The sequence below is a fragment of the Kitasatospora sp. NPDC008115 genome, from assembly GCF_042957205.1.
GTDB lineage: Bacteria > Actinomycetota > Actinomycetes > Streptomycetales > Streptomycetaceae > Kitasatospora.
In genome coordinates, this window is record NZ_JBIBHU010000003.1 from 379,070 (window position 1) to 403,928 (window position 24,859).

At 73.1% G+C, this 24,859-nt stretch carries 21 protein-coding genes; 4 read left to right on the forward strand and 17 right to left on the reverse strand.

Going from position 1 to position 24,859, the window contains the following annotated elements; genetic code table 11:
- Positions 1-15 precede the first annotated feature (15 nt).
- The 3 genes from ACFZBX_RS06085 to fbaA all read right to left on the reverse strand — a co-directional run bounded on the left by ACFZBX_RS06085 (position 16) and on the right by fbaA (position 2,707).
- Positions 16-837, reverse strand: coding sequence for a DUF3152 domain-containing protein (locus tag ACFZBX_RS06085; protein WP_391531740.1), 822 nt, complete (start codon positions 835-837; stop codon positions 16-18).
- 376 nt (positions 838-1,213) lie between these two features.
- Positions 1,214-1,627, reverse strand: coding sequence for a DUF3151 domain-containing protein (locus ACFZBX_RS06090; protein WP_376086751.1), 414 nt, complete (start codon positions 1,625-1,627; stop codon positions 1,214-1,216).
- Between the two features lie 57 nt (positions 1,628-1,684).
- On the reverse strand, positions 1,685-2,707 hold the full coding sequence (fbaA, locus tag ACFZBX_RS06095; protein ID WP_391531741.1) for a class II fructose-bisphosphate aldolase: 1,023 nt from the start codon (positions 2,705-2,707) through the stop codon (positions 1,685-1,687).
- Positions 2,708-3,071: 364 nt separating this feature from the next.
- Here fbaA and ACFZBX_RS06100 point away from each other — a divergent pair, with 364 nt between their 5' ends.
- On the forward strand, positions 3,072-3,794 hold the full coding sequence (locus ACFZBX_RS06100; protein WP_380764373.1) for a DedA family protein: 723 nt from the start codon (positions 3,072-3,074) through the stop codon (positions 3,792-3,794).
- Positions 3,795-3,884: 90 nt separating this feature from the next.
- On the opposite strand, the gene pyrE is transcribed toward ACFZBX_RS06100, so the two are convergent.
- From pyrE to ACFZBX_RS06140, 8 genes are all read right to left on the reverse strand, one after another.
- Positions 3,885-4,421, reverse strand: coding sequence for an orotate phosphoribosyltransferase (gene pyrE, locus ACFZBX_RS06105; protein WP_380227786.1), 537 nt, complete (start codon positions 4,419-4,421; stop codon positions 3,885-3,887).
- A 45-nt stretch (positions 4,422-4,466) separates the two neighbouring features.
- Complete coding sequence (locus ACFZBX_RS06110) at positions 4,467-5,531, reverse strand: hypothetical protein (RefSeq protein WP_391531742.1); 1,065 nt, start codon at positions 5,529-5,531, stop codon at positions 4,467-4,469.
- Between the two features lie 354 nt (positions 5,532-5,885).
- A complete protein-coding gene (locus ACFZBX_RS06115) occupies positions 5,886-7,535 on the reverse strand; it encodes a polyamine aminopropyltransferase (protein WP_391531743.1) in 1,650 nt (549 codons plus the stop codon).
- A 136-nt stretch (positions 7,536-7,671) separates the two neighbouring features.
- Complete coding sequence (locus ACFZBX_RS06120; protein WP_391531744.1) at positions 7,672-8,199, reverse strand: DUF2617 family protein; 528 nt, start codon at positions 8,197-8,199, stop codon at positions 7,672-7,674.
- Between the two features lie 476 nt (positions 8,200-8,675).
- Complete coding sequence (locus tag ACFZBX_RS06125) at positions 8,676-9,845, reverse strand: pyridoxal phosphate-dependent aminotransferase (protein ID WP_391531745.1); 1,170 nt, start codon at positions 9,843-9,845, stop codon at positions 8,676-8,678.
- Positions 9,846-9,964: 119 nt separating this feature from the next.
- Positions 9,965-10,531 carry a YbjN domain-containing protein gene (locus tag ACFZBX_RS06130; RefSeq protein ID WP_380756271.1) on the reverse strand — a complete coding sequence of 189 codons (567 nt, stop codon included), beginning with the start codon at positions 10,529-10,531 and terminating at the stop codon, positions 9,965-9,967.
- A gap of 183 nt (positions 10,532-10,714) precedes the next feature.
- On the reverse strand, positions 10,715-13,336 hold the full coding sequence (clpB, locus tag ACFZBX_RS06135; RefSeq protein ID WP_391531746.1) for an ATP-dependent chaperone ClpB: 2,622 nt from the start codon (positions 13,334-13,336) through the stop codon (positions 10,715-10,717).
- Between the two features lie 71 nt (positions 13,337-13,407).
- Complete coding sequence (locus ACFZBX_RS06140; protein WP_391531747.1) at positions 13,408-14,436, reverse strand: LysR family transcriptional regulator; 1,029 nt, start codon at positions 14,434-14,436, stop codon at positions 13,408-13,410.
- Positions 14,437-14,507: 71 nt separating this feature from the next.
- Between ACFZBX_RS06140 and ACFZBX_RS06145 the strand changes: the two genes are divergently transcribed.
- The 3 genes from ACFZBX_RS06145 to ACFZBX_RS06155 all read left to right on the forward strand — a co-directional run bounded on the left by ACFZBX_RS06145 (position 14,508) and on the right by ACFZBX_RS06155 (position 18,135).
- Entirely contained in the window at positions 14,508-15,731 is a 1,224-nt protein-coding gene (locus ACFZBX_RS06145; RefSeq protein WP_391531748.1) for a TDT family transporter, read from the forward strand.
- 474 nt (positions 15,732-16,205) lie between these two features.
- A complete protein-coding gene (locus ACFZBX_RS06150) occupies positions 16,206-17,225 on the forward strand; it encodes a LuxR C-terminal-related transcriptional regulator (RefSeq protein WP_391531749.1) in 1,020 nt (339 codons plus the stop codon).
- A complete protein-coding gene (locus tag ACFZBX_RS06155) occupies positions 17,212-18,135 on the forward strand; it encodes a LuxR family transcriptional regulator (protein ID WP_391531750.1) in 924 nt (307 codons plus the stop codon). The genes ACFZBX_RS06150 and ACFZBX_RS06155 overlap by 14 nt, the downstream gene beginning before the upstream one ends.
- A 7-nt stretch (positions 18,136-18,142) precedes the next feature.
- Here the strand turns inward: ACFZBX_RS06155 and ACFZBX_RS06160 are convergent, their stop codons facing one another.
- From ACFZBX_RS06160 to dnaK, 6 genes are all read right to left on the reverse strand, one after another.
- On the reverse strand, positions 18,143-18,769 hold the full coding sequence (locus ACFZBX_RS06160) for a hypothetical protein (RefSeq protein ID WP_391531751.1): 627 nt from the start codon (positions 18,767-18,769) through the stop codon (positions 18,143-18,145).
- A 546-nt stretch (positions 18,770-19,315) separates the two neighbouring features.
- Positions 19,316-20,326 (reverse strand): LuxR family transcriptional regulator, encoded by a 1,011-nt coding sequence (locus ACFZBX_RS06165; protein ID WP_391531752.1) that lies wholly within the window; start codon positions 20,324-20,326, stop codon positions 19,316-19,318.
- A gap of 197 nt (positions 20,327-20,523) precedes the next feature.
- Positions 20,524-21,036, reverse strand: coding sequence for a heat shock protein transcriptional repressor HspR (locus tag ACFZBX_RS06170; RefSeq protein ID WP_380756251.1), 513 nt, complete (start codon positions 21,034-21,036; stop codon positions 20,524-20,526).
- A 7-nt stretch (positions 21,037-21,043) separates the two neighbouring features.
- Positions 21,044-22,201 carry a molecular chaperone DnaJ gene (gene dnaJ / locus ACFZBX_RS06175; RefSeq protein ID WP_391531753.1) on the reverse strand — a complete coding sequence of 386 codons (1,158 nt, stop codon included), beginning with the start codon at positions 22,199-22,201 and terminating at the stop codon, positions 21,044-21,046.
- Positions 22,202-22,359: 158 nt separating this feature from the next.
- Positions 22,360-22,995, reverse strand: a complete 636-nt coding sequence (grpE, locus tag ACFZBX_RS06180; protein ID WP_391531754.1) for a nucleotide exchange factor GrpE — start codon at positions 22,993-22,995, stop codon at positions 22,360-22,362.
- Positions 22,992-24,845, reverse strand: coding sequence for a molecular chaperone DnaK (gene dnaK, locus ACFZBX_RS06185; RefSeq protein ID WP_391531755.1), 1,854 nt, complete (start codon positions 24,843-24,845; stop codon positions 22,992-22,994). Before dnaK ends, grpE begins: the two co-directional genes overlap by 4 nt.
- Positions 24,846-24,859: the final 14 nt, after the last annotated feature.

The window sequence follows — 24,859 nt, forward strand, 5'->3', positions numbered from 1 at the left end:
CCGGCACGGGCCGGTTCAGGGGACCGAGGGGCCGCTCAGGTAGCCGCCGTCGGCGCCGTACGGCCAGGCGTTGGGCGTGCAGCCCTTGAGCCCGTAGATCTGCTGCATCATCGCGGGCGCCGGCTTGCCGGGGCCGGGGCAGGTCTCGTGGCCGTGGCCGATCCGGTGGCCGACCTCGTGGTTGATCACCAGTGCCCGGTACTCGTCGATCGGGCCGTCGAACTGGGGTGAGCCGGTGGTCCAGCGCTTGACGTTGACCAGCACCTGGTTGCCGACGTTGCAGTTCACCTCGCCGTGGGTGTCGAGCCCGGCGGCGCCGCAGATCCTGTCCACGGTGGCGGGGGAGGCGATCTTCACGGTGAAGTCGTAGGCCCCTTCGGCGACCCGCTGGAAGCCGTTGCGCCGGTCGTTGGTCCACCCGCGCTTGTCGGCCAGGATGCCCTGGATCTGCGTGGCGGAGAGGGCCGCGTCGACGCCGATGCCGTCCTCGACCTCGACCCGGTAGCGGCGGATCCGGCCCTTGCCGACCGGGTCGGCGGAGCCCGGGACGACGGTGAAGGTGCCGGTGCCCTTGGCCGGGGGGCTCTCCGGCGCGCTCGGCTGCGCCGGGGTGGCGGTGGCGGTGGGGGTGGGGGCCTCCGGGGCAGGGGTCTCGGCCGGTGGCGGCGCCGTGGTGACGGCCGGTGCCGGGGCGGCGCCCGGCGGCGTCGTGGCGCCCTCGGGCGGGGCGACCCGGGCCTGGGCGGTCCGGTCGGCGCCGGGCAGCGCGTCGGGGCGGTTCAGGACGAAGAGGGTGCCGCCGAGGATGGCCACCGCGGCGACCAGGGCGGCGAGCATGCCGGGTCCGAGCCGGCGGCGCGGCGGGCGCCGGCGGCGGCGGGAGGCCGCCCGGGTGCCGGCGCGGGGGGCCGGTCCGGCGGGGGCCCGACGGCACGTTCCGCCGGTCGCGCGGCCGGACGGGCCGGGACGCGCTGCGGTACGGGATCGGCGGGCGGGGTTTGGTGCGGGCACGCTGGGGGCTCTCTGTCGACCGGTGGGGCCGCGAACCCTCGAACTGACGTGCGCTCCCCCTCGCGGGCCCACCCTGGCATGGCGAAGTGGTGAATGTCCACGGGCTTTGTGTGTACGTACCGAACGGAAACCGCCCCCACCGTCCGAATACGGGCGGTGGGGGCGGCGTCGGCGGATGGTCCGGTCTCCCGGCCGGGGGAGGTCAGCCCAGGGTGGCGGCGGCGGTCGGCGAGCTGTCCCGCAGGAACTGCGTGCAGCGCTCCGCCTCCTCCTTCTCCTCGATCGCGGCGGCGGCCCGGCCGAGCGCGTGCAGCGCCCGCAGGAAGCCGCGGTTCGGCTCGTGCTCCCACGGCACCGGGCCGTGGCCCTTCCAGCCGCTGCGCCGCAGCGCGTCCAGCCCGCGGTGGTAGCCGGTGCGGGCGTAGGCGTAGGACTCCACGACCCGGCCGGCCGCGTAGGCGTCGTCGGCGAGCTGGGCCCAGGCCAACGAGGAGGTCGGGAACTTCGCCGCGACCTCGGCCGGGGAGGCGCCGCCGGCCAGCAGCTCCAGCGGAGCGGGCTCGGCGGGCAGGTGCGTCGGGGGCGGGCCCCCGAGGAGGTTCTCGTGAATGGTCATGCCCCCCAGTGAACCACCGGGGGGCATGGACGCAGGACCGCGTGCGGGGCGCGGGGACTACTTCAGGCGGTTGCCGGCCGAGCGCAGCTGCTGGGCGGCCTCGGTCACCCGGGCGGCCATGCCGGCCTCGGCGAGCTTGCCCCAGGTGCGCGGGTCGTAGGTGTTCTTGCGGCCGACCTCGCCGTCGACCTTCAGCACGCCGTCGTAGTTCTGGAACATGTGCGCGGCGACCGGGCGGGTGAAGGCGTACTGGGTGTCGGTGTCCAGGTTCATCTTCACGACGCCGTTCTCCAGCGCGGTGGCGATCTCCTCGGCGCTGGAGCCGGAGCCGCCGTGGAAGACGAAGTCGAACGGGTCGGTCTTGCCGTACTGCTTGCCGATCGCGTCCTGGAGCTCGCGCAGCAGCTCCGGCTTCAGCACGACGTTGCCCGGCTTGTAGACGCCGTGCACGTTGCCGAAGGAGGCGGCCAGCAGGTAGCGGCCCTTCTCGCCGAGGCCCAGCGCCTCGGCGGTGCGGACGGCGTCGTTGACGGTGGTGTACAGCTCGTCGTTGATCTCGTGGGTGACGCCGTCCTCCTCGCCGCCGGTCGGGGTGATCTCGACCTCAAGGATGATCTTGGCGGCGGCGGCCTGGGCGAGCAGCTCCTGGGCGATCGCCAGGTTGTCGCTCAGGGTCTCGGCGGAGCCGTCCCACATGTGCGACTGGAAGAGCGGGTTCTGGCCCTTGGCCACGCGCTCGGCGGAGACCGCCAGCAGCGGGCGGACGTAGCCGTCCAGCTTGTCCTTGGGGCAGTGGTCGGTGTGCAGCGCGACGGTGATGTCGTACTTGGCGGCGACGATGTGCGCGAACTCGGCGAGCGCGACCGCGCCGGTCACCATGTCCTTGTTGTGCTGGCCGCCCAGGAACTCCGCGCCGCCGGTCGAGATCTGGATGATGCCGTCACTCTCGGCCTCGGCGAAGCCGCGGAGCGCGGCGTGCAGGGTCTGCGTCGAGGTCACGTTGATCGCCGGGTAGGCGAACTTGCCCGCCTTGGCCCGGTCCAGCATCTCGTTGTAGACCTCGGGAGTTGCGATGGCCATGCGAATCCGCTCCTGTGGGTTTGCGGCGTACGGACGGTGCAGTCCGACGCTGTGTACGCCTTTTGACGACTCCGGGGTACCGGGGCCGGTGCGCGGCTCTGCGGTGCGGCGGACCGGTACCAAGGTTCGAGGCAGCGGCCGCGGGGCGGCGATGAGGGTGTTCGCCGCTGCGGGCCGGACGCCGGTGCCATCTTCCCAGAATGCCCACCGGCTCCACCATGCGGCCCGCCAGTCGGGACGGCGGGCCCGGGGAGGTGGCGGGGGACGTCCGGTGGGGTGGAGGCGATGTGCGACGAAAGGATGACCGCCCGCTCGCCCCCTGGCGCGAAGCCCCGGCGAAGACGGGCCCGCTATCCTGCGCCGTGTGGACTACAACCAGCTGGCCGTCAATCTGCTCGACGCCAAATCACTGATCTCGTCCCTCGGTGCCATCGGGCTGATCGCGATCATCTTCGCGGAGACCGGCCTCCTGGTCGGGTTCTTCTTCCCGGGTGACTCGCTGCTCATCATCGCCGGCGTGGCCTCGTCGAGCGCCGCGTCGTCGGTCCTCGGCGACGGTGCGCGGCTGCCGCTCGCGACCCTGCTGATCGGGGCCCCGATCGCGGCGATCGTCGGTGCCCAGCTCGGGCACCAGATCGGCGTGAAGGTCGGACCGAGGATGTTCGACAAGCCCGAATCGAAGATCTTCAAGCGCGAGTACGTGCTGAAGGCCGAGGAGTACTTCAACCGCTTCGGCCCCGGCAAGGCCGTCGTGCTCGCCCGCTTCATGCCGATCGTCCGGACCTTCCTGAACCCGGTCGCGGGCACCCTGGAGATGCCGGCCAAGACCTTCTTCCTCTGGAACGTGGTCGGCGGCGTCCTGTGGACCGAGTCGATGCTGCTGATCGGCTACTTCTTCGGCGACGCGCTCGCCCCGGTGATCGACAAGTACCTGATCCCGGCGGTGCTGCTGATCGTGCTGCTCTCGATCTCGCCGATGATCTTCGAGGTGCTGCGCGAGCGCAAGAAGAAGAAGGCGGGCGGCGCGCAGGCCGCCGAGGGCGGCGAGGCCGTCCAGGCCGGCGGCGGACGCCACCGGCGCGACTGAGCCCCGCTCCCGTACGACGGCCGGGGCCGGTGTGTTTCACGTGAAACACACCGGCCCCGGCCGTTCGTCGTGCGGGCAGGAGGGACGGGCTCAGAGGCCCAGGTCCTCCAGGTTGTACGCGGTGACGTACGGCAGGCCCTCGGCCTCGACCGCGGCGGCGCCGCCGCGCTCGACGATCACCGCGACGCCGACCACCTCGGCGCCCGCCTCGCGCAGCGCCTCGACGGCGGTCAGCACCGAGCCGCCGGTGGTGGAGGTGTCCTCGACGGCCAGCACCCGGCGGCCCTTGACCTCCGGGCCCTCGATCCGGCGCTGGAGGCCGTGCGCCTTGCCGGCCTTGCGGACCACGAACGCGTCCAGCTCACGGCCGCGCGCGGCGGCGGCGTGCAGCATCGCGGCGGCGACCGGGTCGGCGCCCAGGGTCAGCCCGCCGACGGCGTCGTACTCCAGGTGGGCGGTGGCGTCCAGCATCACCCGGCCGACCAGCGGGGCGGCCTGGCCGTCCAGCGTGATCCGGCGCAGGTCGACGTAGTAGTCGGCCTCCTTGCCGGAGGAAAGGGTGACCTTGCCGTGGACGACGGCCTTGTCCTTGATCTGTGCCAGCAGGGCGTCGCGGTCGTTGCTCATGAGCGTCCAGTCTAGGCCCTGCGACGGCCGGCCCCGCGATCGGCGCTAGCGGCGCCGCAGCGCCCTGACCAGCACCACCGCGCCGCCCAGCAGGGCCACCCCGCCGCCGATCATCCACGGCACCGCGTTGCGGCCGCCGACGCCCGGCACCACGATGCCACCGGCGTCCCCGCCCCAGCGGGAGGCCGCCCGGGCCTTCGCGCTGCGGGCCGGCAGGGCCGGCGCGTACGGGCCGCGCGGCGGGGCGTGGTCGACCTCCTCGGCGGAGCGGCCGACGATGCTGCGGCGCACCGGGCCGCCGAGCACCGGCTCCTGCTCGTAGCCGAACGGCGGCTCCGCGGGGAGTTCGGCGGAGACCTCCTCCTCGGCGCCGACGGCGGGCTCTCCGGCCGCGGCGGGTCCGGCGGGCTCGTCGACGTCGTCGGCGTCCGCGCCGGCGTTCCCGAGCGGGAGGCCGAAGCGCTCGGCGTCGTCGTCGGAGAAGGCGATGAGGTCGGAGAGGTCGTCGTCGAGGTCGTCGCCGGGCTCGTCCTCGCGGTCCTCCTGGCGGTCCTCCAGGAACACCACGGTGGCCTCCTCGGCCGGCTTCTCCTCCTGCGCCGCCGCGTCGTCGCGCTCGTCCTCGGTGTCACCGTCGAGGTCGGCCTCGTCGGCCGGCGCCTCGTCCTCCGGGGAGGTCAGCGCGGCGGCGAAACGGTCCAGCAGCCGGCGGCCGGCGGCGGCGAGCGTCTCGCCGTCGAACTCGGCGAGCCGCCCGGTGGCGCTCAGGTCACCGGTGAAGCGGACCACCGCGGTCCCCTCCCCGGCGCCCTCGGCGACGCTGATCCGGACCGTCGCGGTCGCCTCGCCGCTGCCGCGCGCCTCCTGGCCCTCGGCGAACGCGGTCAGCACGCCCTCGCGGCCCTCGATCAGCGAGAGCACGCCCTTGTAGGTGATGGTGGAGGTGCCGACCCGCAGTTTCAGCCGCCCGCCGATCTCCTCCGCCCCGCCACTGCCGACGGCGGCGGGTTCGGTGCTCAGCCCCGGCACGGAACGCGCCAGCAGCGCCGGATCCTGTAGGGCCTGCCGGACCTGCCCGGCCGGCATCGGGACGACAACCTCATGCTCCATGCCACGGAGCCTACCGACCGAACCCCGCTCCCGGCCCCGCCCTGTCCTCGACCTGCCTGCGCGCCGCCGCCCCGCAGCTCCGCCGGACCCGCTCGCCGGGGGGCGTTCCACCCGCACGGGCCCGCTGCTCCCCGCCAGTCGTCGGGTCCGGCTTCCCGGGGGCCGCCCCCGCCGGGCCCGCTCGCCGGGGGCGTTCCGCAGGCCCGCACGGCGACGCCCCGGTGGCCGTCATCCGCAGGCCCGGGCGCGCCCCGGCCGCCCGCTCCGTTGCCCGGCCCCGCTCCGTGCGGCCGTCCCGGCGCGCCCGCTGCGGCCTGCGGCAGGCAGGCCGGCCGCCCTTCCCCTCCCACCCCGTCAGTGCGGGCCGAGGAGGGTGAGGGCGGCGGGCGGGTGGAGGGGGCGCAGGGCGGTGAGACGGGCGGCGGAGGTGCGCAGGGTGTCCGGAGTGAGGGCGCGCGGCGGCGGCGCGTCCGGCGCGAGGGTGAGCGGCGGCTGGGCGGCCGCAGCGAGCAGGAAGCTCTGGCTGCCCTCCGGCCCCGGGCGGCAGCTGGCCGTCGCGCTGCCCGCCACCGCGTACGGGACGGTCCGCAGCCCGGCGGCCCGCAGCCCCGACTCCGCCTGCCACAGCCCCTGCCACCCGTGCTGCTCGTCGCCGCCGCGGACGGCAAGCCGTCCGCCGGGGGCGAGCAGCCGGGTGGTGAGGCCGTAGAACTCCTGGGAGTGGAACGTCACCGGCCCGCCGTCGGCGGGTGCGGGCAGGTCGGCGAGCACGACGTCGAAGGACTCCCCGGGGCCGGGGCGGACGGTGCGCAGCCACTCCAGCGGGTCGGCCTGGGCGGTGCGCACCCGGGGATCGTCCAGCGAGCGGCCGGAGAGCGCGGCGAGGCCGGGGTCGGTGCGGGCCAGCCGGGGGAGCGCCGGGTCGCGGTCGACCACCAGCACCGAGCGCACGCCGCGGTGCCGCAGCACCTCCCGCAGGGCCAGCCCGTCCCCGCCGCCGAGCAGCAGCACCCGGGCGTCCGGCCCGGCGGCCATCGCGGGGTGGACCAGGCCCTCGTTGCCCCGGTACTCGTCGGGCCCGCAGACCGCGAGCCGGCCGTCGAGGTAGAGCCGCAGCGGCCCCTCGGCGGGGCCGGTGAGCACGATCTCCTGGTGGCGGCTCTGGCTGACCGAGCGGACCTGCCCGCCGTACAGGGCCTGCCGGGCGGCGCGTTCGACCGCGTCGGACCAGGCGGCGCCCGCGGCGAGCAGGGCCAGGACCAGCCCGCAGCCGCCCCAGAGCAGCAGCCGCACCCGCGGCGCGGGTTCCTCGCGGAAGAGCCAGAGCACCACGGCGGCCCCGGCGACGGCGTTGACCGCGCCGGTGACCAGCGCGCCGCTGCCGGGGCCGAGCACGGGCAGGATGAGAAACGGGAAGGCGAGCCCGCCGATCAGCGCGCCCACGTAGTCGGCGGCGAACAGGTCGGCGGCGGCGCGTCCGGCGTCCTCCCGGCGGATCCGCTGGACGAGCGTCATCAGCAGCGGGATCTCGGCGCCGATGAGGACGCCGATCAGGCAGGTCAGCCCGACCACGGCGGCCTGGTGGTGGCCGATCCAGGCCCAGCAGGAGTAGATCGCCAGGACGGACAGGCCGCCGGTCAGCGCGAGGGCGCACTCGACCAGGGCGAAGGCGGTGGCCGGCCGGCGGGTGAACCGTTTGGCGAGCAGCGAGCCGAGGCCCATCGCGAACACCATCACGGAGAGCACGACCGAGGTTTGGGTGACCGAGTCCCCGAGCAGATAGTCGCCGAGGGCCACGAGTTCCAGCTCGTAGACGAGCCCGCAGGCCGCACAGACGAACGCGGCCAGCAGGACGACCAGCCGGGCCAGCTCGGGGCGGGCGCGCAGCCGGGAGCGGCGGCGGGCGGGCAGCGGGGCCAGGCTCCGCCCGGGCCGGGGCGGGCTGCCGTCGTCGAGGTCGAGGCTCGGCTGTGCGGGCGGCGGACCGGCCGGATGATTGATCACGAACAAACGCTAGGCGACGTGCGGGACGGACGGCTGCGCCCATTCGACGGACAGCGTGACATGGCAGGTTGACGAATCGTTCCTGCGTGCGAATGAAAGCCGATGTGCCGGCCTATGAGCAGCTCGTCGGTGTCGCTCACCGGGGCACCACCAGCGAGGACCGGGTGCAGACCAGCTGCCCCTCCTGCGGATAGGCGTGCCAGGTGCGCCAGAGCAGCCGGTCCGCGCCGCCCTGGGCGACCAGCGCGGTGAAGGCGCTGGGATCGCCGGGGAAGACGCCGGCCAGCCCGCGCGGGTGCCCCTCGACCAGGGCCAGCAACTCCTGCGCGCGGGCCGCGAAGTCGTGCGGCGGCAGCGCCTCGATCCGGGCGGCGAACTCGTACTCCCAGCCGTCCACCTGCTTGGCCACCCGGGCGGGCAGCGGCGTGCGGCGGCCGGGCAGACAGGCGACGGTCTCCAGACAGTGGCCGGGACCGGCGGCGATCACCACCTGGTGGGAGGCGCCCAGCAGGCGCAGCTGGAGGGTGCCGGGCGGGCCGGGGTGGCCGGGGCCGTCGAGTCTCAGGTCGCGGACCGCGAGGGCGGGCAGCGGTTCGCCGCCCAGGCACCAGGCCAGGTCACCCGCGCGGGTGTCCGTGTAGGAGGTCTGCAAAGTGGTGAGCATGCTCGGCTCCGCGTTTCAGCTCCGTGCGCGCCCGCCGATCAGCAGCGAGTAGGCCCAGGCAAAGGCGAGGCTGTTCGTGGCTGTGCGGTCCAGGGCGCGGCCGACCGTGGAAGGAGGGATTCCGGCTGGAGATTCAGCAGCAGAGAAGCACGAATACGCCGGGTCCGTCGGTGATTTACCCAACTTTGTCAAGCATTCACCGTTTCGAGCACATCTGCTTCCATGCTCTGATCGACCCGGTGTACGACTATGCACCGCTCGCGCCCTTCACCCCGGCCCGCGCGCCGCGCACACCACCCACGCGCCGCCCATACGTCCCCTGCGCCCCACCCTTCCCCCTCCGCCCGCACAACCCCACCACCCCCACCCGCCGCTGCCTCCCGGGCAGCGCGAATTGCCCGATGGGCAGCGCAAAAGCGCGGCCCGCCGGGCGAATTGACGAATCGTCAGGGCGTGCGAGAGGTTCCGGCGACGGGTCAGGAGCGGGACAGCCGGGAGAGGCGGTCGACCGCTTCCTCCAGGACGGTGGTCTGCTTGCAGAAGGTGAAGCGGACCAGGGGACGGCCGGCTTCGACGTTGTCGTAGAAGACGGCGTTGGGGATGGCGACGACGCCGCAGCGTTCGGGCAGGGTGCGGCAGAAGGCGATGCCGTCGTTCTCGCCCAGGGGGGTGATGTCGGTGGTGATGAAGTAGGTGCCCTCGGGGCGGAAGACGCGGAAGCCGGCGGCGGTGAGGCCTTCGGCGAGCAGGTCGCGCTTGTGGCGGAGGTCGGCGCGGAAGGCGTCGAAGTAGGAGTCGGGCAGCCGCAGGGCCTCGGCGACGGCGTACTGGAAGGGGCCGGCGCTGACGTAGGTGAGGTACTGCTTGGCGGTGCGGACGGCGGCGACCAGTTCGGGGGTGCCGGTCACCCAGCCGACCTTCCAGCCGGTGAAGGAGAAGGTCTTGCCGGCCGAGGAGATGGAGACGGTGCGCTCGCGCATCCCGGGCAGGGCGGCGACGGGGTGGTGGGCGCCGTCGAAGACGAGGTGCTCGTAGACCTCGTCGGTGACCACCAGCAGGTCGCGTTCGACGGCGAGTTCGGCGATGGCGGTGAGCTCGTCGGGGGTGAGGACCAGGCCGGTCGGGTTGTGCGGGGAGTTGAGCAGCAGCAGCCGGGTGCGCGGGGTGACCAGGGCGCGCAGCTCGTCGAGGTCGGGGCGGAAGTCCGGGGCGCGCAGGGTGAGCGGGCGGCGGACGGCGCCGGCCATGGCGATGCAGGCGGCGTAGGAGTCGTAGAAGGGTTCGAGGGCGATCACCTCGTCGCCGGGCTCCAGCAGGGCGAGCAGGGCGGCGGCGATGGCCTCGGTGGCGCCGGCGGTGACCAGCACCTCGGTGTCCGGGTCGTAGCCGAGGCCGTAGCGGCGCTGCTGGTGCCCGGCGATCGCGGTGCGCAGTTCGGGGATGCCGGGGCCGGGCGGGTACTGGTTGCCGCGGCCCTCGCGCAGGGCCCGGACGGCGGCCTCGCGGACCTCCTCGGGGCCGTCCGTGTCCGGGAAGCCCTGGCCGAGGTTGATCGAGCCGGTGGCCGTGGCCAGCGCGGACATCTCGGCGAAGACGGTCGTGCCCATCCCGGCCAGTCGGCGGTTCAGCAGCGGCCTCGCACCCATCGTCGGCTCCTTACGACTCGTGGTCGGCCCATCCTCGGGGCAGAGGGCGTCCGGGGACAAGGACGGCCCGCCACCGGGTGCCGGTGGCGGGCCGTACGGGGGAGCCGGGGTCCCCGGGCTCAGCTCTCGTCGGTGCCGTCGGACGGCTTGTCCTCGCCGCCCTCGCCCTCGATCTCGTCCTGGAGGCCGAGGCGCTCGACGATCCACTGCTCGAAGCCGACGGCGGCCTGGGTCCAGTTGGCGGTGGTGGTGACGAAGTAGTCCAGGTTGACGCCGGTGCCGACGATCATCTGGGCCTCGCCGATCAGGCGGACCACGCCGTCCTCGTGGGTGTGGGTGTAGACCTTGGGCCAGAGGGTCTCACGGTTCCACTCGTCGATCAGGTCGAGGACCTCGCCCTTCTTCTCCAGCGGGTACGGGCGGTCGTAGAACGCCCGGACCGCGAAGAGCTCCTTCTGCTCGCCGCGGAACATGTAGTAGACGCGGAAGCCCTCCCAGGGGGCGGTGAGGTCGCCCTCCTCGTCGACGCCGTGCTTGAGCTGCATCTGGTCGAGGAGCTGGCCCACCAGGTTCTGGTCCGGGACGATGATCGGCGGCGGGCCGGCCGGACGCCCGCCCTGGCCTCCGGGCTGGCCGCCACCCTGGGGCATGCCGAACGACGGGATGGACGACGGGTCGATGCTCATGGGGTCCTCTTCCTCAGTGCACATGGTGGTCGGCAATGAGAGGCCGCCCTTCCGAGTCCATCCTGCCTCATCCCGGGCCCGCCTCACAGGGGTGGCCGCAACCCGGCGGGGCACGACCGGATCATGGCCCGCACCCCCGGAATCCGAGGGTGCGGGCCATGATCGTTCGGCGGTGACGCGGGGCTACTTCTCCAGCGGTCCGCGGGCACGGACGGTGAGGCGGTCGCCGTCCTCGTCCCGTTCGACCAGCACGGTGTCGCCGTCGTGCACCTGGCCCGACAGGATCGCCCGGGCCAGCTGGTCGCCGATCGCGGACTGCACCAGCCGGCGCAGCGGCCGGGCGCCGTACGCGGGGTCGTAGCCGGTGAGCGCCAGCCAGTCCCGGGCCGCCGCGGAGACCTCCAGGGTGAGCCGGCGCTCGCGCAGCCGGTCACCCAGCCGGGCCACCTGGAGGTCGACGATCCGGCTCAGCTCGGCGGTGCCCAGCGGGTCGAAGACGACGATGTCGTCGAGCCGGTTGAGGAACTCCGGCTTGAAGGCGGCCCGCACCGACTCCAGCACGAGGTCCTTCTTCCGCTCCTCCGGGGTGGCCGGGTCCACGAGGCTCGGTTCATTGAACGCGTGGCTGCCCAGGTTGGAGGTGAGGATCAGGATCGCGTTGCGGAAGTCCACCGTGCGGCCCTGGCCGTCGGTGAGCCGGCCGTCGTCGAGCACCTGCAGCAGCACGTCGAAGACCTCGGGGTGGGCCTTCTCCACCTCGTCCAGCAGCACCACGCTGTACGGGCGGCGGCGGACGGCCTCGGTGAGCTGGCCGCCCTCCTCGTAGCCGACGTACCCGGGCGGGGCGCCGACCAGGCGGGAGACCGAGTGCTTCTCGCCGTACTCGCTCATGTCGATGCGGACCATCGCCCGCTCGTCGTCGAAGAGGAAGTCGGCCAGCGCCTTGGCGAGTTCGGTCTTGCCGACGCCGGTCGGGCCGAGGAAGAGGAAGGAGCCGGTCGGGCGGTCCGGGTCGGCGATGCCCGAGCGGGTGCGCCGCACGGCGTCCGAGACGGCCTGCACGGCCTCCGCCTGGCCGATCAGGCGCCGGCCCAACTCGTCCTCCATGCGAAGGAGTTTGGCGCTCTCGCCCTCCATCAGCCGGCCGGCCGGGATGCCCGTCCAGGAGGCCACCACGTCCGCCACGTCGTCCGGGCCGACCTCCTCCTTGACCATCGAGGCGGAGGCGTCCTCGCCGGCGGCGCGCTCCTGGGCGTCGGTGAGCTCCTTCTCGGCGGCCGGGATCTCGGCGTACATCAGCTTGGACGCGCGCTCGAAGTCGCCGTCCCGTTGGGCGCGTTCGAGTGCGCCGTGCAGGTCGTCCAGCCGCTCCTTGAGCTCGCCGACCCGGTTCAGGCTCTTCTTCTCCTGCTCCCAGCGGGCCGTGAGCACGCTCAACTGCTCGTTCTTGTCGGCGAGGTCGCGGCGCAGCCGGGCCAGCCGGTCGACCGAGGCCGGGTCCGACTCCTTCTCCAGGGCCAGTTCCTCCATCCGCAACCGGTCGACGGCGCGCTGGAGTTCGTCGATCTCGACCGGGGAGGAGTCGATCTCCATCCGCAGCCGGGAGGCCGCCTCGTCGACCAGGTCGATCGCCTTGTCGGGCAGGAAGCGGGAGGTGATGTACCGGTTGGAGAGGGTGGCCGCGGCGACCAGGGCGGCGTCCGCGATCTGCACCTTGTGGTGCGCCTCGTAGCGGCCCTTGAGGCCGCGCAGGATGGCGATGGAGTCCTCGACGCTGGGCTCGCCGACCAGCACCTGCTGGAAGCGGCGCTCCAGGGCCGGGTCCTTCTCGATCCGCTCGCGGTACTCGTCCAGGGTGGTGGCGCCGACCATCCGCAGCTCGCCACGGGCCAGCATCGGCTTGAGCATGTTGCCGGCGTCCATCGCGGAGTCGCCGCCGGCGCCCGCGCCGACCATGGTGTGCAGCTCGTCGATGAAGGTGACGACCTGGCCGTCGCTCTGCTTGATGTCGTTGAGGACGGCCTTCAGCCGCTCCTCGAACTCGCCGCGGTACTTGGCGCCGGCGACCATCGCGCCGAGGTCCAGGGCGACCAGGCGCTTGCCGCGCAGCGACTCCGGCACGTCGCCGGCCACGATCCGCTGGGCCAGGCCCTCGACGACGGCGGTCTTGCCGACGCCGGGCTCGCCGATGAGCACCGGGTTGTTCTTGGTCCGGCGGGAGAGCACCTGGACCACCCGGCGGATCTCCTGGTCCCGGCCGATCACCGGGTCGAGCTTGCCGTCCCGGGCGGCCTGGGTGAGGTCGGTGCCGTACTTCTCCAGCGCCTTGTAGGTGCCCTCGGGGTCCGGCGAGGTGACCCGGGCGCTGCCGCGGACGTCCTTGAACGCGGCGAGCAGGGCCTTCGGGGTGGCGCCCTGCTGCACCAGCAGCTCGGCGACCGGCCCGCCCTCGGCGGCCAGGCCCACCAGCAGGTGCTCGGTGGAGACGTACTGGTCGTCGAGGTCGTCGGCGCGCTTGCCGGCCTCGGTCAGCACGGCCAGGGTGTCGCGGGCCAGCTGCGGCGCGGAGACGGTGGCGCCGGAGGCGCTGGGCAGTGCGGTGAGCCGGCGGCGGGCCTCGGCGTCGATCCGGGACACGTCCGCGCCGACCGCCTCCAGCAGCGGTCTGGCGATGCCCTCGGGCTGCTCCAGCAGGGCGATCAGGATGTGCACCGGCTTGACGTCCGGGTTGCCGACGGCGCCGGCCTGCCGGATCGCGGCGGACAGGGCGTCCTGCGTCTTGGTGGTGAACTTGCTGGCGTCCACTGCTGGGGGGTCCTCCTCGTCGTGCGTGATGTCTGCTGTCTACAGCATGCACTAAGTTGAGTCTATTCCACTCAACTTTTGGATGAACGGTCGGGGCGAACCCGCAGCGCGGGACGCTCGGGCGAGGCGGCGGGCCGGCGGGCGGCCTTCGGCGGCAGCGCCCGCGCCTGCGCCATCCGCGCCTGGTGGGTCCCCGCCGTCCGCCGGGTCAGCGCCAGCAGCTCCCTGGCCGGCCCGGTCGGCCGCTGCCCGGCCGGCCAGACCGCCCGCAGCGGCCGCCGCAGGTCCAGCTCCTCCGCCAGCCGCACCGCCACCAGCCGCCGGGTCGCCAGCTCCTCCACCACCGCCAGCTCGCTCAGGCAGACCGGGCCGGCCCCGGTCATCGCCGCCGCCTTCAGCGCCGTCGAGGAGGCCAGTTCCAGCCGCGGCGGCGCGGTGCCCCCGTACGGCGCCAGCGCCATCTCCAGTACCTCCCGGGTGCCCGAGCCCGGCTCGCGCAGCACCAGCGGGGTGGCCGCCAGCTCCCGGCCGGACAGCGGCGAGCGGCGCCGCGCCCACGGGTGGTCCGGCGCCACCACGACCACCAGCCGGTCGGCCGCCACCACCGCGCCCGCCAGCCCCGCCGGGGGCAGCGGCCCCTCGACGAAGCCGAGGTCGGCGTCCCCGGCCAGCACATGGCCGGCCACGTCCGCCGAGTTGGCGGTGCGCAGCGTCACCGCGGTGCCCGGGCTGACCGCGTGCAGCGCCAGCAGCCAGCCCGGCATCAGGTACTCGGCGACGGTCAGGCTGGCCACCACGGTCAGCCGGGCGTCCCGGCGCTCGCGCAACGCGTCGATCCCGGCGTCCAGCGCCTGCGCGGCCTCCACCACCTGGCGCGCCCACTCGACCACCAGCCGCCCCGCCTCGGTGGGCCGGGAGCCGCGCGGGGAGCGCTCCAGCAGCGATACGCCGATCTGCCGCTCCATGCCCTTGATCCGGGCGCTCGCGGTCGGCTGGCTCACCCCGAGCTCGGCGGCCGCCCGCCCGACGCTGCCGAGCCGGGCCACCGCGAGCAGCAGCTCCAGCGCACCGAGTTCGGGGACGCGCGGGGAGAGGGCCATAGGTTCAGGCTATGTCCTCATAGAGCGGGCGGCGCTACCGGCGCCCATCGTCCCGGGTGACGGTGGATGCCATGGCCACCCTGCTCAGCCCCACCCCCAGCCCCGTTCCCACCCCTGCCGCGTCCGTTCGCGTCCGCCGCCCCGACCTCGCCCAGCTCAGCCCCAACTGGTACGCGGTGGTCATGGGGACGGCCATCGTGGCCAACGGCGCGGCCGCGCTGCCCGTCCGGTGGCCCGGGCTGACCGGCTTCGCCGAGCTGATGTGGGCGCTCGGGCTGGCCGGCCTGCTGGTGCTCGCCGCCGCCCGGGCCGTCCACCTCACCCGGCACCGCGCGGCCGCCCGCGCCCACCTGCTGGACGAGCCGGCCACCGCCGTCTTCTACGGCTGCCCGCCGATGGCGCTGCTCTCGGTCGGCCTCGGCACCCTGACCGTCGGCTCCCGGGTCATCGGCACCGGACCGGCCGTCGCGCTGGACCTCGTGCTCTGGACGGCCGGCACGCTCTACGCGCTCGCCGTCGCGGGCGGCATCCCGTACCTGATGATCACCCGGCACACCGTCTCTCCGCTCACCGCCAACCCGACCTGGCTGCTGCCCGTGGTCGCCCCGCTGGTCGCCGCCACCTGCGGCCCCGCGCTGATCCCGCACCTGCCCGGGGGCACCGCCCGGCAGGCGCTGCTGTACGGATGCGCGGGGCTGTTCGGGATCGGCCTGCTGGCCACCCTGGCGGTGCTGCCGGTGGTGCTCACCGGCCTGGTGCACAACGGGCTGCCGGCCCTGGCGCTCACCCCGACGCTCTTCCTGGTGCTCGGCCCGCTCGGCCAGTCCACCACCGCCGTCCACCAGCTGGCCGACGCCGCCGGCCCGGTCCTCCCCGGCGTGGCCCCCGCGGCGGGCGTCCTCGCCGAGCTGTTCGGGGTGGCGGTGCTCGGGGCCGCGCTGCTCTGGCTGCCGCTCGCCGTCGCCGCGAACCTGCGCGCCCGGCGGGCCGGCATGGGGTTCGCGATGACCTGGTGGGCGTTCACCTTCCCGGTGGGCACCTGCGTCACGGGGGCGGCCGCGCTCGCCCGGCACACCGGCTTCCCCGGCTTCACGGCGCTCGCCGCCGGCCTGTTCGTCCTGCTGCTGGCCGGCTGGACCCTCGCGGCGGGCGGCACGGCCGCCGCACTGGCCGGCGGCCGGCTGCTGGCCCGCCGAGCGGCCGGCGGGGCTCCCGGCGACCGGCCGGGTTCCGGAACACGCGACTCCGCCACCGACCGGCCGGACGGTTGGAAAAACTCCAACCCACTGCGCTGACCTGCGCGTTCGCAGCAACCGGAAGCCGTTCACGGCAGTACGCGCCGGACCGCCGGTGCAGGTTCCTGCAATTGCGAGAACATGCAGCAGGGTGGCACTTGTTCACCGGCCGTCACGCTGTGAGGGTGGAGTCACGCCAGGTCGTCCGGGCAACCGCAGCCCGAGGACGGCGACTTGCTCTTCATTGCTGGATGCGACCGGCACGTCCGCACGTGCCTGCATATCGGGGGGAAGAGCGCCGGCCGGGACGCCATGTGTGGTGATGGCCCCCGGGACCGGAGCCGGCGAGGCGTTGCTGCTCCGCCTCGACGGAAGCGCTGGGACCGGCGTACACCGGCGGCCCCTGGACCCGGGTGCGACGGCACCCGGGGTCCGGGGGACCGTCGGCCACCAGTACCGTGATCACCGCCGACCCCACCGCGCGCGGCGCGCGCAGCACCACCCACCCGAGAGCACCGGCAGGGAGCGTTCGACGTGACGTTCGAGGCGACGGCGGACCCCATGACCGGCCGGGCCGACGGCGCGGCCGGCTCCGCCACGAGCACCGGTGAACCCGACGAGGCCGCGCGCCGGCTCTACCTCGCGATCCTCGCCGACGGCGGCCGGGTGCGCGTCGCCGACGTCCCCGAGGCCGACCAGGCCCCGGTGCGCCAACTCGTCGCCATCGGCCTGCTGATGACCAATCCGATGGACGCCTGCTACACCGCCGTCAGCCCGCGCGCGGTCAGCGACCGCCTCGGCGCGGAACTGCGCAGCGAGGCCACCCGGCTGCTGGTCCGCGCCGAGAACCTGCCTGGCGTCCTGGACTCGCTCACCCGGGCCTACGACGCGATGCCCCGTCCGCCGGAGCGCTCCGGCGGCGCGGTCTACATCGAGGGCCAGATCCACATCCGGCAGCGGATCTCCCAACTGGTCGCCGACTGCCGCACCGAGGTCCTCACCGCCCAGCCGGGCGCCCGCCCGGCCGACGCCCTCAAGATCGCCATCCAGCAGGACGTGCAGCTCCTCCAGCGCGGCTGCTCGCTGCGCACCATCTACCAGCCCGTCGCGATCGCCGATCCGCCCGCCCTCGCCTACGTCGAGGAGGTCACCCGGCGCGGCTCGTTGATCCGGATCCTGGACGAGCCCTTCGAACGGCTGATGGTCTTCGACCGCTCGGTCGCGGTGATCTCCGCCTCCGACGACCACAGCACCGCCGCGTTCATCACCGACCCGGCCGCGATCGCCTTCATCGTCAACGCCTTCGAACGCGACTGGGCCCGCGCCGACGCCACCGACTGGTCCGCCGTCCTCAGCCAGGGCCCCGCCCACAGCGCCCCCGACCGGGTCGGCCGGCTGCTCGCCCGCGGCCTCACCCAGCGCGCCGTCGCCACCCGCCTGGGCCTGAGCGAACGCACCGTCGCGGCCCACATCTCCCGGCTGCGGGACCGCTACGGCGCGCAGACCCTGTTCCAGCTGGGCTGGCTGATGAGGGGCGGCCGTGACGACGGATGAGCCCACGCCCGCCGAGCAGGACCTCTACCTGAGCGCCCTGGCCAACGGCGGCCGCCTCGCCCCGCCGTCGCCCGCGGCCGACCGGGCGGCACTCGCCGGCCTGGTCGCCCGCGGCCTGCTCCATCCCGCCGCCGGCGGGTACACGGCCGTCAGCCCGCGCACCGCCGGGGACCGTCTCGCCTCCGGTCTGCGCACCGACGCCACCGGCCTGCTGCTCCGCGCCGAGGGTCTCCCGGGCACCCTCGCCCCGCTCGCCGCGGCCTTCGACGCGACCCGGCAGCCGGCCCCGGAGTCGCCCCGTGTCGAGGGCCCGGAGGCCATCCGGCACCGGCTCTCGATGCTGGTCGCGGAGTGCCGGGAGGAGCTCCTGACGGCCCAGCCCGGGCTGCGCCAACGCGCCACCCTCAGACTGTCCGTCACCCAGGACGTGCCGCTGCTGATGACCGGGCGGCGGATCCGGACCATCTACCAGCCCGTGGTGCGCCGTCAGCCCGAAGTGGTCGAGTACGCGAACGCGGTGGTCCCGCACGGTTCGCAGATCCGCCTGCTGGACGAGCCCTTCGACCGGATGATCATCGTCGACCGGGCCACGGCGGTCGTCTCCGCCCGGGCCGACCACGGCGCCGCCGCGTTCATCACCGACCGGGCCACGGTGGACGCGCTGGTCGCCACCTTCGAACGGGACTGGGCCCGCGCCACCGTCGTCGACTGGTCAGCCACCGTCTCGCACCCGACGTCCACCCGGATCTGCCGGCTGCTGGCCCGCGGCCTCACCCAACGCGCGATCGCCACCCGCCTCGGCCTGAGCGAACGCTCGGTGGCCGCCCACATCGCCCGGCTGCGCGATCGCCACGGCGCCCTGACACTGTTCCAACTCGGCTGGCGGATGCGGGGTGAGCAGGATGCCTGATCCGCGGTCAGCCGGCGGCGGCGCCGGTGGGCCAGTAGCCGGAAGGGCCGACGGCGGGGGGCTGCTGGCGGGGGACGGTGAACTGCTCGCCGGGGGCGGTCCAGAAGCCCTCGCGCAGGGAGAGCGCCATGCCGGCCCAGTCGAGGGCGGTCTCCACGGTGTGGTGGAGGGCCTCCTGGGACCAGGTGTCGTCGAAGACCAGCGGCAGGACGGGGGCGACCTGCTCGATGGTGGCGATCAGCGGGTTGTGGGTGATGGCCTCGTCGACCAGCAGGACGATCGGCTTGCGCAGTGCGGACGCCCAGCCCAGCTCCAGGCTGACGCCGGCCGAGAGCGGCGCGCCGACGTAGGCGAAGACCAGGTCCGCGGACTGCAGCGCGCGGAAGTCCGACGGAACCCGGGGCTCGGGGGCGCGCCCGGCGACGGTCCAGGCGTCACTGTGGTGGGCGCTGTACACGGCGGCGCCGCTGCGGAGGAGCGTGGTGCGAAGGGTCGTCAGCCGCGTCCGGCTGGCGAGGGTCACCACGCTGTCCGCCGGCCCGGTCAACCGCATCAGCGGCGCGGCCAGGAACACGCGTGCACGCCGGCCCTCATGGGCCTGGCTGTCGTGGTGACGCAGGTAGGGCTCGGTCATGTCGACTCCGGGGATAGGTGCCAACTAGGCTGGTTCGCCCCGTTGGGTGGTGACCATCGGAATGCTGCTGCGTATTCGATGCCGTCGAACTGAGTTGTCGTGCTCATGTTTGACTTTGTTCTCCCCGCGTTCTTCTCGGCTGACTCTCCGGGGAGTGCACTGATCGTCTCTGTCGACCGTGACCATCGTCCACAGACCTGCGGTGTCATCTCGATGCCTGGCAGAGAGATGACGCACTGGCTGGTCCTGCCCTCTGGTCCTGCGGTGCGCCCGTGCGGCATTATGTGGCAGGTTGTTCGAAAACAATGGGCTGGAGACCCGCGAAAAGCCCTGCATTGGAGAGAGGACATCATGTCTCGTATACGTCGAGTGGTTCGGTTTGTCCTGGTCCCACTCGCCGTTGGGGCGGCGATTCTCATTGGCGGTGCCGGATCGGCGGATGACACGATCTGGAACATCCAGGTGGGTAACGGGGCGCCCGCGGAGAAGACCGTCGCGCTGGCGACGGACACGATCTGGAACTGAACCCGAGGACCGGGTGACCGGTCACCCGAACAGTTCGGGGAGCTCGCCGGTGCTGTTGTGGCGGGCCAGGGCGTAACCGAGCTGGAACAGTGACTCCACGTTGTGCTCGTCCCGCATCTCGGCGAGGTGGCGAGCAAGGGTGCGTTCGCTGATACCCAGTCGGCGGGCGATCACCCGGTGGTTCACGCCTTCCAGCATCAAGTCGATGATCGTCTGCCGCATCCCGGAGACGACCTGTTGTGGAACGCCGCGCGCGCCGTCGAAGTCCAGCGCATGGCTCCAGTTCCGCTCGAAGACCTCGCTGATCAGATAGCTGATGACGGCTTGATCGTGAATGAACGCGGCGAGGTTGAGGTCTTCTGCGATGGGGATCACCGCGATGCGGCGGTCGATCACGATCAGGCGGGTGTACGGCTCGTCGAGCGTCCGGACCCTCCCGCCCGCCTGCGTGATGGCGGCCACGTAGTCCCTGGTGGGCGCGTGGTAACGGGTACTCGGATGGTAGATCGTTCTGAGGGTGATCCCCAGCCGCAGGGCTGCGAGGTCCCGTTCGAGGATGCCCGCCAGGGCGTCGGAGGGCCGGGGCCCGCCGGGCTGGGCCGCGAGTATCTCCTCGGCGGCACCGGAGACGATCTGCTGGACCCGTTGATTGATCAGGACCTTGCCGCGGACGTACTCGATGGTGCCGCCGTCCTGTTCCGGCGAGTGGTACGCGGCCGTGAGATCGTGCAGGTCGTTGCTGAGCGCGGACGCGCGGGTGAGCAGGTCCAGGGCCTGGCGCTGCCAGCGCGCACTGAGGGTGTCGGAGAGCTGTCGGGGATCGACCGCGACCAGGATGTCGGGCTCGTCGGTGTCGGGGACGAGGAGGCCGAGGCCCACCAGCTCGTCCCGGGTCGCGTCGTCGTACGGGAGTTCCGAATCCTTGGGGAGCCGCCCGTTCTCCTCGATGATGGCCAGATACAGCGCACGCGCCCCTTGGGACAGGACGCTCGTCCCGCCCGTGGTGGCACTGAGCTGCTCTCGTCCACTCATCTGAGGCTCCTTGCCGTGGCCGTGCTTACCGGTACTGCCAGGTATCCAAGCAGGAATCGCCGTGCAGCATGCCAGATCGGGCCGCGCCGGTGGGGAAGCCCGATCCGGTCCTTCGTACCCTCTCACCAACGCCGCGCCGCCGGCACCCCCCCGGCCAGGGGGGAAACCGGCGGCGGTGCGCGGGTGCGGAAGGGCCGTCAGCGCTTGGGGCGCCAGACGACGAGGGCGCTGGAGTGCGGGGTGGGCGGCTGGTAGGGGACGAGGTCGCGGCGGTAGGAGGCGTGGATGGTGGCCTCGCGCTGCTGGAGCGCGGTGGCGGCCCCCTCCAGGGAGTCGGCCAGTTCGGCGATCCGGGACTGGAGCGCGGCGACCTGGTTCTCCAGCTCGATGATCCGCTTGATTCCGGCCAGGTTGATGCCCTCGTCCTGGGAGAGCCGCTGGACCTCGCGCAGCTGCTGGATGTCGCGCGCGGAGTAGCGCCGGCCCCGTCCGGCGGTGCGGTCGGGGCAGACCAGGCCGAGCCGGTCGTACTGGCGGAGGGTCTGCGGGTGCAGGCCGGAGAGCTCGGCGGCCACCGAGATCACGTAGACCGGGGTCTCCTCGGTGAGCACGTACTGGGGCTGCGGGGCGGTCCGGCGGGTGGTGCGGCGGGCGCCGCCTCCGGGGAGGCCTTCGCCGAGGCCGGGGCCGATGGGGTCGTCGGGGGTCATCTGGTCGTCACGCTCCCTTCGCCGCCCGGAAGAGGGCGGCTCGCGGGTCGTCGGAGGCGGTCGCCTCGCGGTACTGCTCCAGAGCGGTCAGCGCGTCGCCGGTGACGTGCTGGGGGACCACGACCTCCACGGTGACCAGCAGGTCGCCGCGGGTGCCGTCCTTGCGGGTGGCGCCCTTGCCGCGGGCCCGCAGGGTGAGGCCGTTGGCGCTGCCCGGGGGCAGCTTGAGCTTCACCGAAGGGCCGTTCAGGGTCGGCACCTCGATGGTGCCGCCGAGCGCGGCCTCGGGGAAGGACACCGGGACGGTCACGGTCAGGTTGTCGGCCTTGCGCCCGAAGACCGGGTGCGGGTCGACGTGGACGGTGACGTACAGGTCGCCGGGCTGGCCGCCGCGCTCGCCCTGGGCGCCCTTGCCCTTGAGGCGGATCCGCTGGGCGTCCTGGACGCCGGCCGGGATCCGGACCTGCATGGTGCGGGCGGAGCTGGCGCGGCCGCTGCCGTGGCAGTCGGGGCACGGGTCGTCGACGATCATGCCGCGGCCGCGGCAGTCCCGGCAGGGCTCGGAGAGCGCGAAGGCGCCCTGGCCGCGGCTGACCGTGCCGGAGCCGACGCAGGTCGGACAGACCCGCGGGGTGGTGCCGGACTTGGCGCCGGTGCCGTTGCAGAGCCGGCAGGGGGCCTGACTGGTCATCCGCAGCGGGACGGTGGCGCCGTCGACGGCCTCCTCGAAGGAGAGCGTCACCTCGGTCTCGACGTCGGCGCCGCGCCGCGGCTGGGCCTGCCGGCCACCGCGGTTGAACAGGCCGCCGAAGACGTCGCCGAGCCCGCCGCCGGCGGCGCCGCCGCCCTGGCTGCCGCTGAAGAGGTCGCCGAAGTCGAAGCTGTAGCTCCCGGTGCCGCCCGGGCCGCCGGGCCGGAAGCCGCCGTTGGCGAAGAGGCTGCGGGCCTCGTCGTACTCCTTGCGGCGCTTCTCGTCGGAGAGGACGTCGTACGCCTCGGAGATGTCCTTGAACCGCTCCTCGGCCTTGGTGTCGCCCTTGTTGGCGTCGGGGTGGAACTCGCGCGCCAGCTTGCGGTAGGTCTTCTTGATCTCTGTGGCGCTGGCGTCCTTGGGCACGCCGAGGACCTTGTAGTAGTCCTTCTCCACGTAGTCCTTGCCGCTCATGGCCGGCGCCACCTCCCGAGGTCCATCGTCACAGTGCTGTCAACGGGCCGGGCACGGCGGTCCGTGCCCGGGCACGCCGACAACGCGCTGCGGAGCCGGCCGCCGTACTGGCCGGCGTACGACTCCGCAGCGCAGGGGTTGTCAGCTGTCACCGGTGGTCAGTTGTCCGAGCCACCGTCGGCCTGGTCCTTCTTCTCCCCGCCCTTGGCGGCGTCGGCGTCCGGGCCGGACGCGGTCTGGGTGCCCGGCTGGGGCTCCGCGACCGCGACCATCGCCGGGCGGATGATCCGCTCGCCGATCCGGTAGCCGGGCTGGAGGATCTGGACGCAGGTGTCCTCGGTGACCTCCGAGGAGTAGCTGTGCATCAGCGCCTCGTGCATGGTCGGGTCGAAGGGCTCGCCCTCCTTGCCGAACTGCTGCAGGCCCAGCTTGGCGACGACCGTCTCCAGCGACTCCGCGACGGACTTGAAGCCGCCCGTCACCTCGCCGTGGTCGCGGGCGCGGCCGATGTCGTCCAGCACCGGGATCAGCGACTCCAGGATGTTGGAGACGGCGATCTCGCGGACGGTCAGCCGGTCGCGCTCGACCCGCTTGCGGTAGTTCTGGTACTCGGCCTGGAGACGCTGGAGGTCGGCCGTGCGCTCGGCCAGCTCCCGCTTGGCCGCGGCGACCTCGTCGGCACCGGAGGCGGAGCCCTCGGCCCCGGCCGCGGCGGCCTCCTCGGCCGCCTTGATCACGGCCTCCTCGGCGGCGGAGTCGTCGCCGGGCTCGGCACCCTGCGGCTTCTCCGTCATGCCGCACCGCCCTTGGGCTTCTCGTCGTCGACGATCTCGGCGTCGACGACGTCGTCGTCCTTCGCGCCCGCGTCACCGGCGTCGCCGGCCGCGCCCGCACCGGCCGCACTGGGGGCGTCGGCGTTGGCGTACAGCGCCTGGCCGAGCTTCTGGGCGGTGGTGGAGACCTTCTCCGAGGCCTCGCGGATCTTCGCGATGTCCTCGCCCTTCAGGGACTCCTTGAGCTCGCCGATCGCGGTCTCGACCTCGGTCTTGACGTCGGCCGGCAGCTTGTCGGCGTTGTCGGCGATGAACTTCTCGGTGGAGTAGACGAGCTGCTCGGCCTGGTTGCGGGTCTCCACGGCCTCGCGGCGCTTGTGGTCCTCCTCCGCGTACTGCTCGGCCTCGCGCATCATGCGCTCGATGTCGTCCTTCGGCAGCGCGGAGCCGCCGGTGACGGTCATCTTCTGCTCCTTGCCGGTGCCGAGGTCCTTGGCGCCGACGTGCATGATGCCGTTGGCGTCGATGTCGAAGGTGACCTCGATCTGGGGCAGGCCGCGCGGGGCCGGCGGCAGGCCGGTCAGCTCGAACATGCCGAGCTTCTTGTTGTACGCGGCGATCTCGCGCTCGCCCTGGTAGACCTGGATCTGCACGGACGGCTGGTTGTCCTCGGCCGTGGTGAAGATCTCCGAGCGCTTGGTCGGGATCGTGGTGTTGCGCTCGATCAGCTTGGTCATGATGCCGCCCTTGGTCTCGATGCCGAGGGACAGCGGGGTGACGTCGAGCAGCAGGACGTCCTTGACCTCGCCCTTGAGGACACCGGCCTGGAGCGCGGCGCCGATGGCGACGACCTCGTCCGGGTTGACGCCCTTGTTGGCGTCCTTGCCGCCGGTCAGCTCGCGGACGAGCTCGGCGACGGCCGGCATGCGGGTGGAGCCGCCGACGAGGACGACGTGGTCGATCTCGGAGAGGGCGATGCCCGCGTCCTTGATCACGTTGTGGAACGGGATCTTGCAGCGCTCCAGCAGGTCCGAGGTGAGCTGCTGGAACTGGGCGCGGGTGAGCTTCTCGTCCAGGTGCAGCGGGCCCTCGGCGGAGGCCGTGATGTAGGGCAGGTTGATCGAGGTCTCGGAGGACGAGGACAGCTCGATCTTGGCCTTCTCGGCGGCCTCGCGCAGACGCTGCAGGGCCATCTTGTCCTTGGACAGGTCGACGCCGTGGCCGGCCTGGAAGACCTTGACCAGGTGGTCGACGATCTTCTGGTCCCAGTCGTCGCCGCCGAGGTGGTTGTCACCGTTGGTGGCCTTCACCTCGACGACCCCGTCGCCGATCTCCAGCAGGGAGACGTCGAAGGTGCCGCCGCCGAGGTCGAAGACCAGGATGGTCTGGTCGTCCTTGTCCAGGCCGTAGGCCAGCGCGGCCGCGGTCGGCTCGTTGACGATGCGCAGGACGTTGAGGCCCGCGATCTCACCGGCCTCCTTGGTGGCCTGGCGCTCGGAGTCGGAGAAGTACGCCGGAACGGTGATGACGGCGTCGGTGACCTGCTCACCCAGGTAGGCCTCGGCGTCGCGCTTCAGCTTCTGCAGCACGAAGGCGCTGATCTGCTGCGGGTTGAAGTCCTTGCCGTCCAGCCCGATCTTCCAGCTGGTGCCCATGTGCCGCTTGACCGAGCGGATGGTGCGGTCGACGTTGGTGACCGCCTGGCGCTTGGCCACCTCGCCGACGAGCACCTCGCCGTTCTTCGCGAAGGCGACGACGGACGGCGTGGTCCGCGCGCCCTCGGCGTTCGTGATGACGGTGGGCTCGCCACCCTCCAGAACGCTGACGACCGAGTTCGTCGTGCCGAGGTCGATGCCGACCGCGCGTGCCATCGTAGATACCTCCA

Coding starts and splice junctions, on each gene's coding strand:
- ACFZBX_RS06170 (WP_380756251.1), bottom strand. CDS start 21,036: ATGACCCCCGACGACCCCATCGGCCCCGGCCTCGGCGAAGGCCTCCCC.
- ACFZBX_RS06090 (WP_376086751.1), bottom strand. CDS start 1,627: ATGACCATTCACGAGAACCTCCTCGGGGGCCCGCCCCCGACGCACCTG.
- ACFZBX_RS06165 (WP_391531752.1), bottom strand. CDS start 20,326: ATGAGTGGACGAGAGCAGCTCAGTGCCACCACGGGCGGGACGAGCGTC.
- dnaJ (WP_391531753.1), bottom strand. CDS start 22,201: ATGAGCGGCAAGGACTACGTGGAGAAGGACTACTACAAGGTCCTCGGC.
- ACFZBX_RS06140 (WP_391531747.1), bottom strand. CDS start 14,436: ATGGCCCTCTCCCCGCGCGTCCCCGAACTCGGTGCGCTGGAGCTGCTG.
- ACFZBX_RS06120 (WP_391531744.1), bottom strand. CDS start 8,199: ATGCTCACCACTTTGCAGACCTCCTACACGGACACCCGCGCGGGTGAC.
- ACFZBX_RS06145 (WP_391531748.1), top strand. CDS start 14,508: ATGGCCACCCTGCTCAGCCCCACCCCCAGCCCCGTTCCCACCCCTGCC.
- pyrE (WP_380227786.1), bottom strand. CDS start 4,421: ATGAGCAACGACCGCGACGCCCTGCTGGCACAGATCAAGGACAAGGCC.
- dnaK (WP_391531755.1), bottom strand. CDS start 24,845: ATGGCACGCGCGGTCGGCATCGACCTCGGCACGACGAACTCGGTCGTC.
- ACFZBX_RS06085 (WP_391531740.1), bottom strand. CDS start 837: ATGCTCGCCGCCCTGGTCGCCGCGGTGGCCATCCTCGGCGGCACCCTC.
- ACFZBX_RS06130 (WP_380756271.1), bottom strand. CDS start 10,531: ATGAGCATCGACCCGTCGTCCATCCCGTCGTTCGGCATGCCCCAGGGT.
- ACFZBX_RS06125 (WP_391531745.1), bottom strand. CDS start 9,845: ATGGGTGCGAGGCCGCTGCTGAACCGCCGACTGGCCGGGATGGGCACG.
- ACFZBX_RS06160 (WP_391531751.1), bottom strand. CDS start 18,769: ATGACCGAGCCCTACCTGCGTCACCACGACAGCCAGGCCCATGAGGGC.
- grpE (WP_391531754.1), bottom strand. CDS start 22,995: ATGACGGAGAAGCCGCAGGGTGCCGAGCCCGGCGACGACTCCGCCGCC.
- fbaA (WP_391531741.1), bottom strand. CDS start 2,707: ATGGCCATCGCAACTCCCGAGGTCTACAACGAGATGCTGGACCGGGCC.
- ACFZBX_RS06110 (WP_391531742.1), bottom strand. CDS start 5,531: ATGGAGCATGAGGTTGTCGTCCCGATGCCGGCCGGGCAGGTCCGGCAG.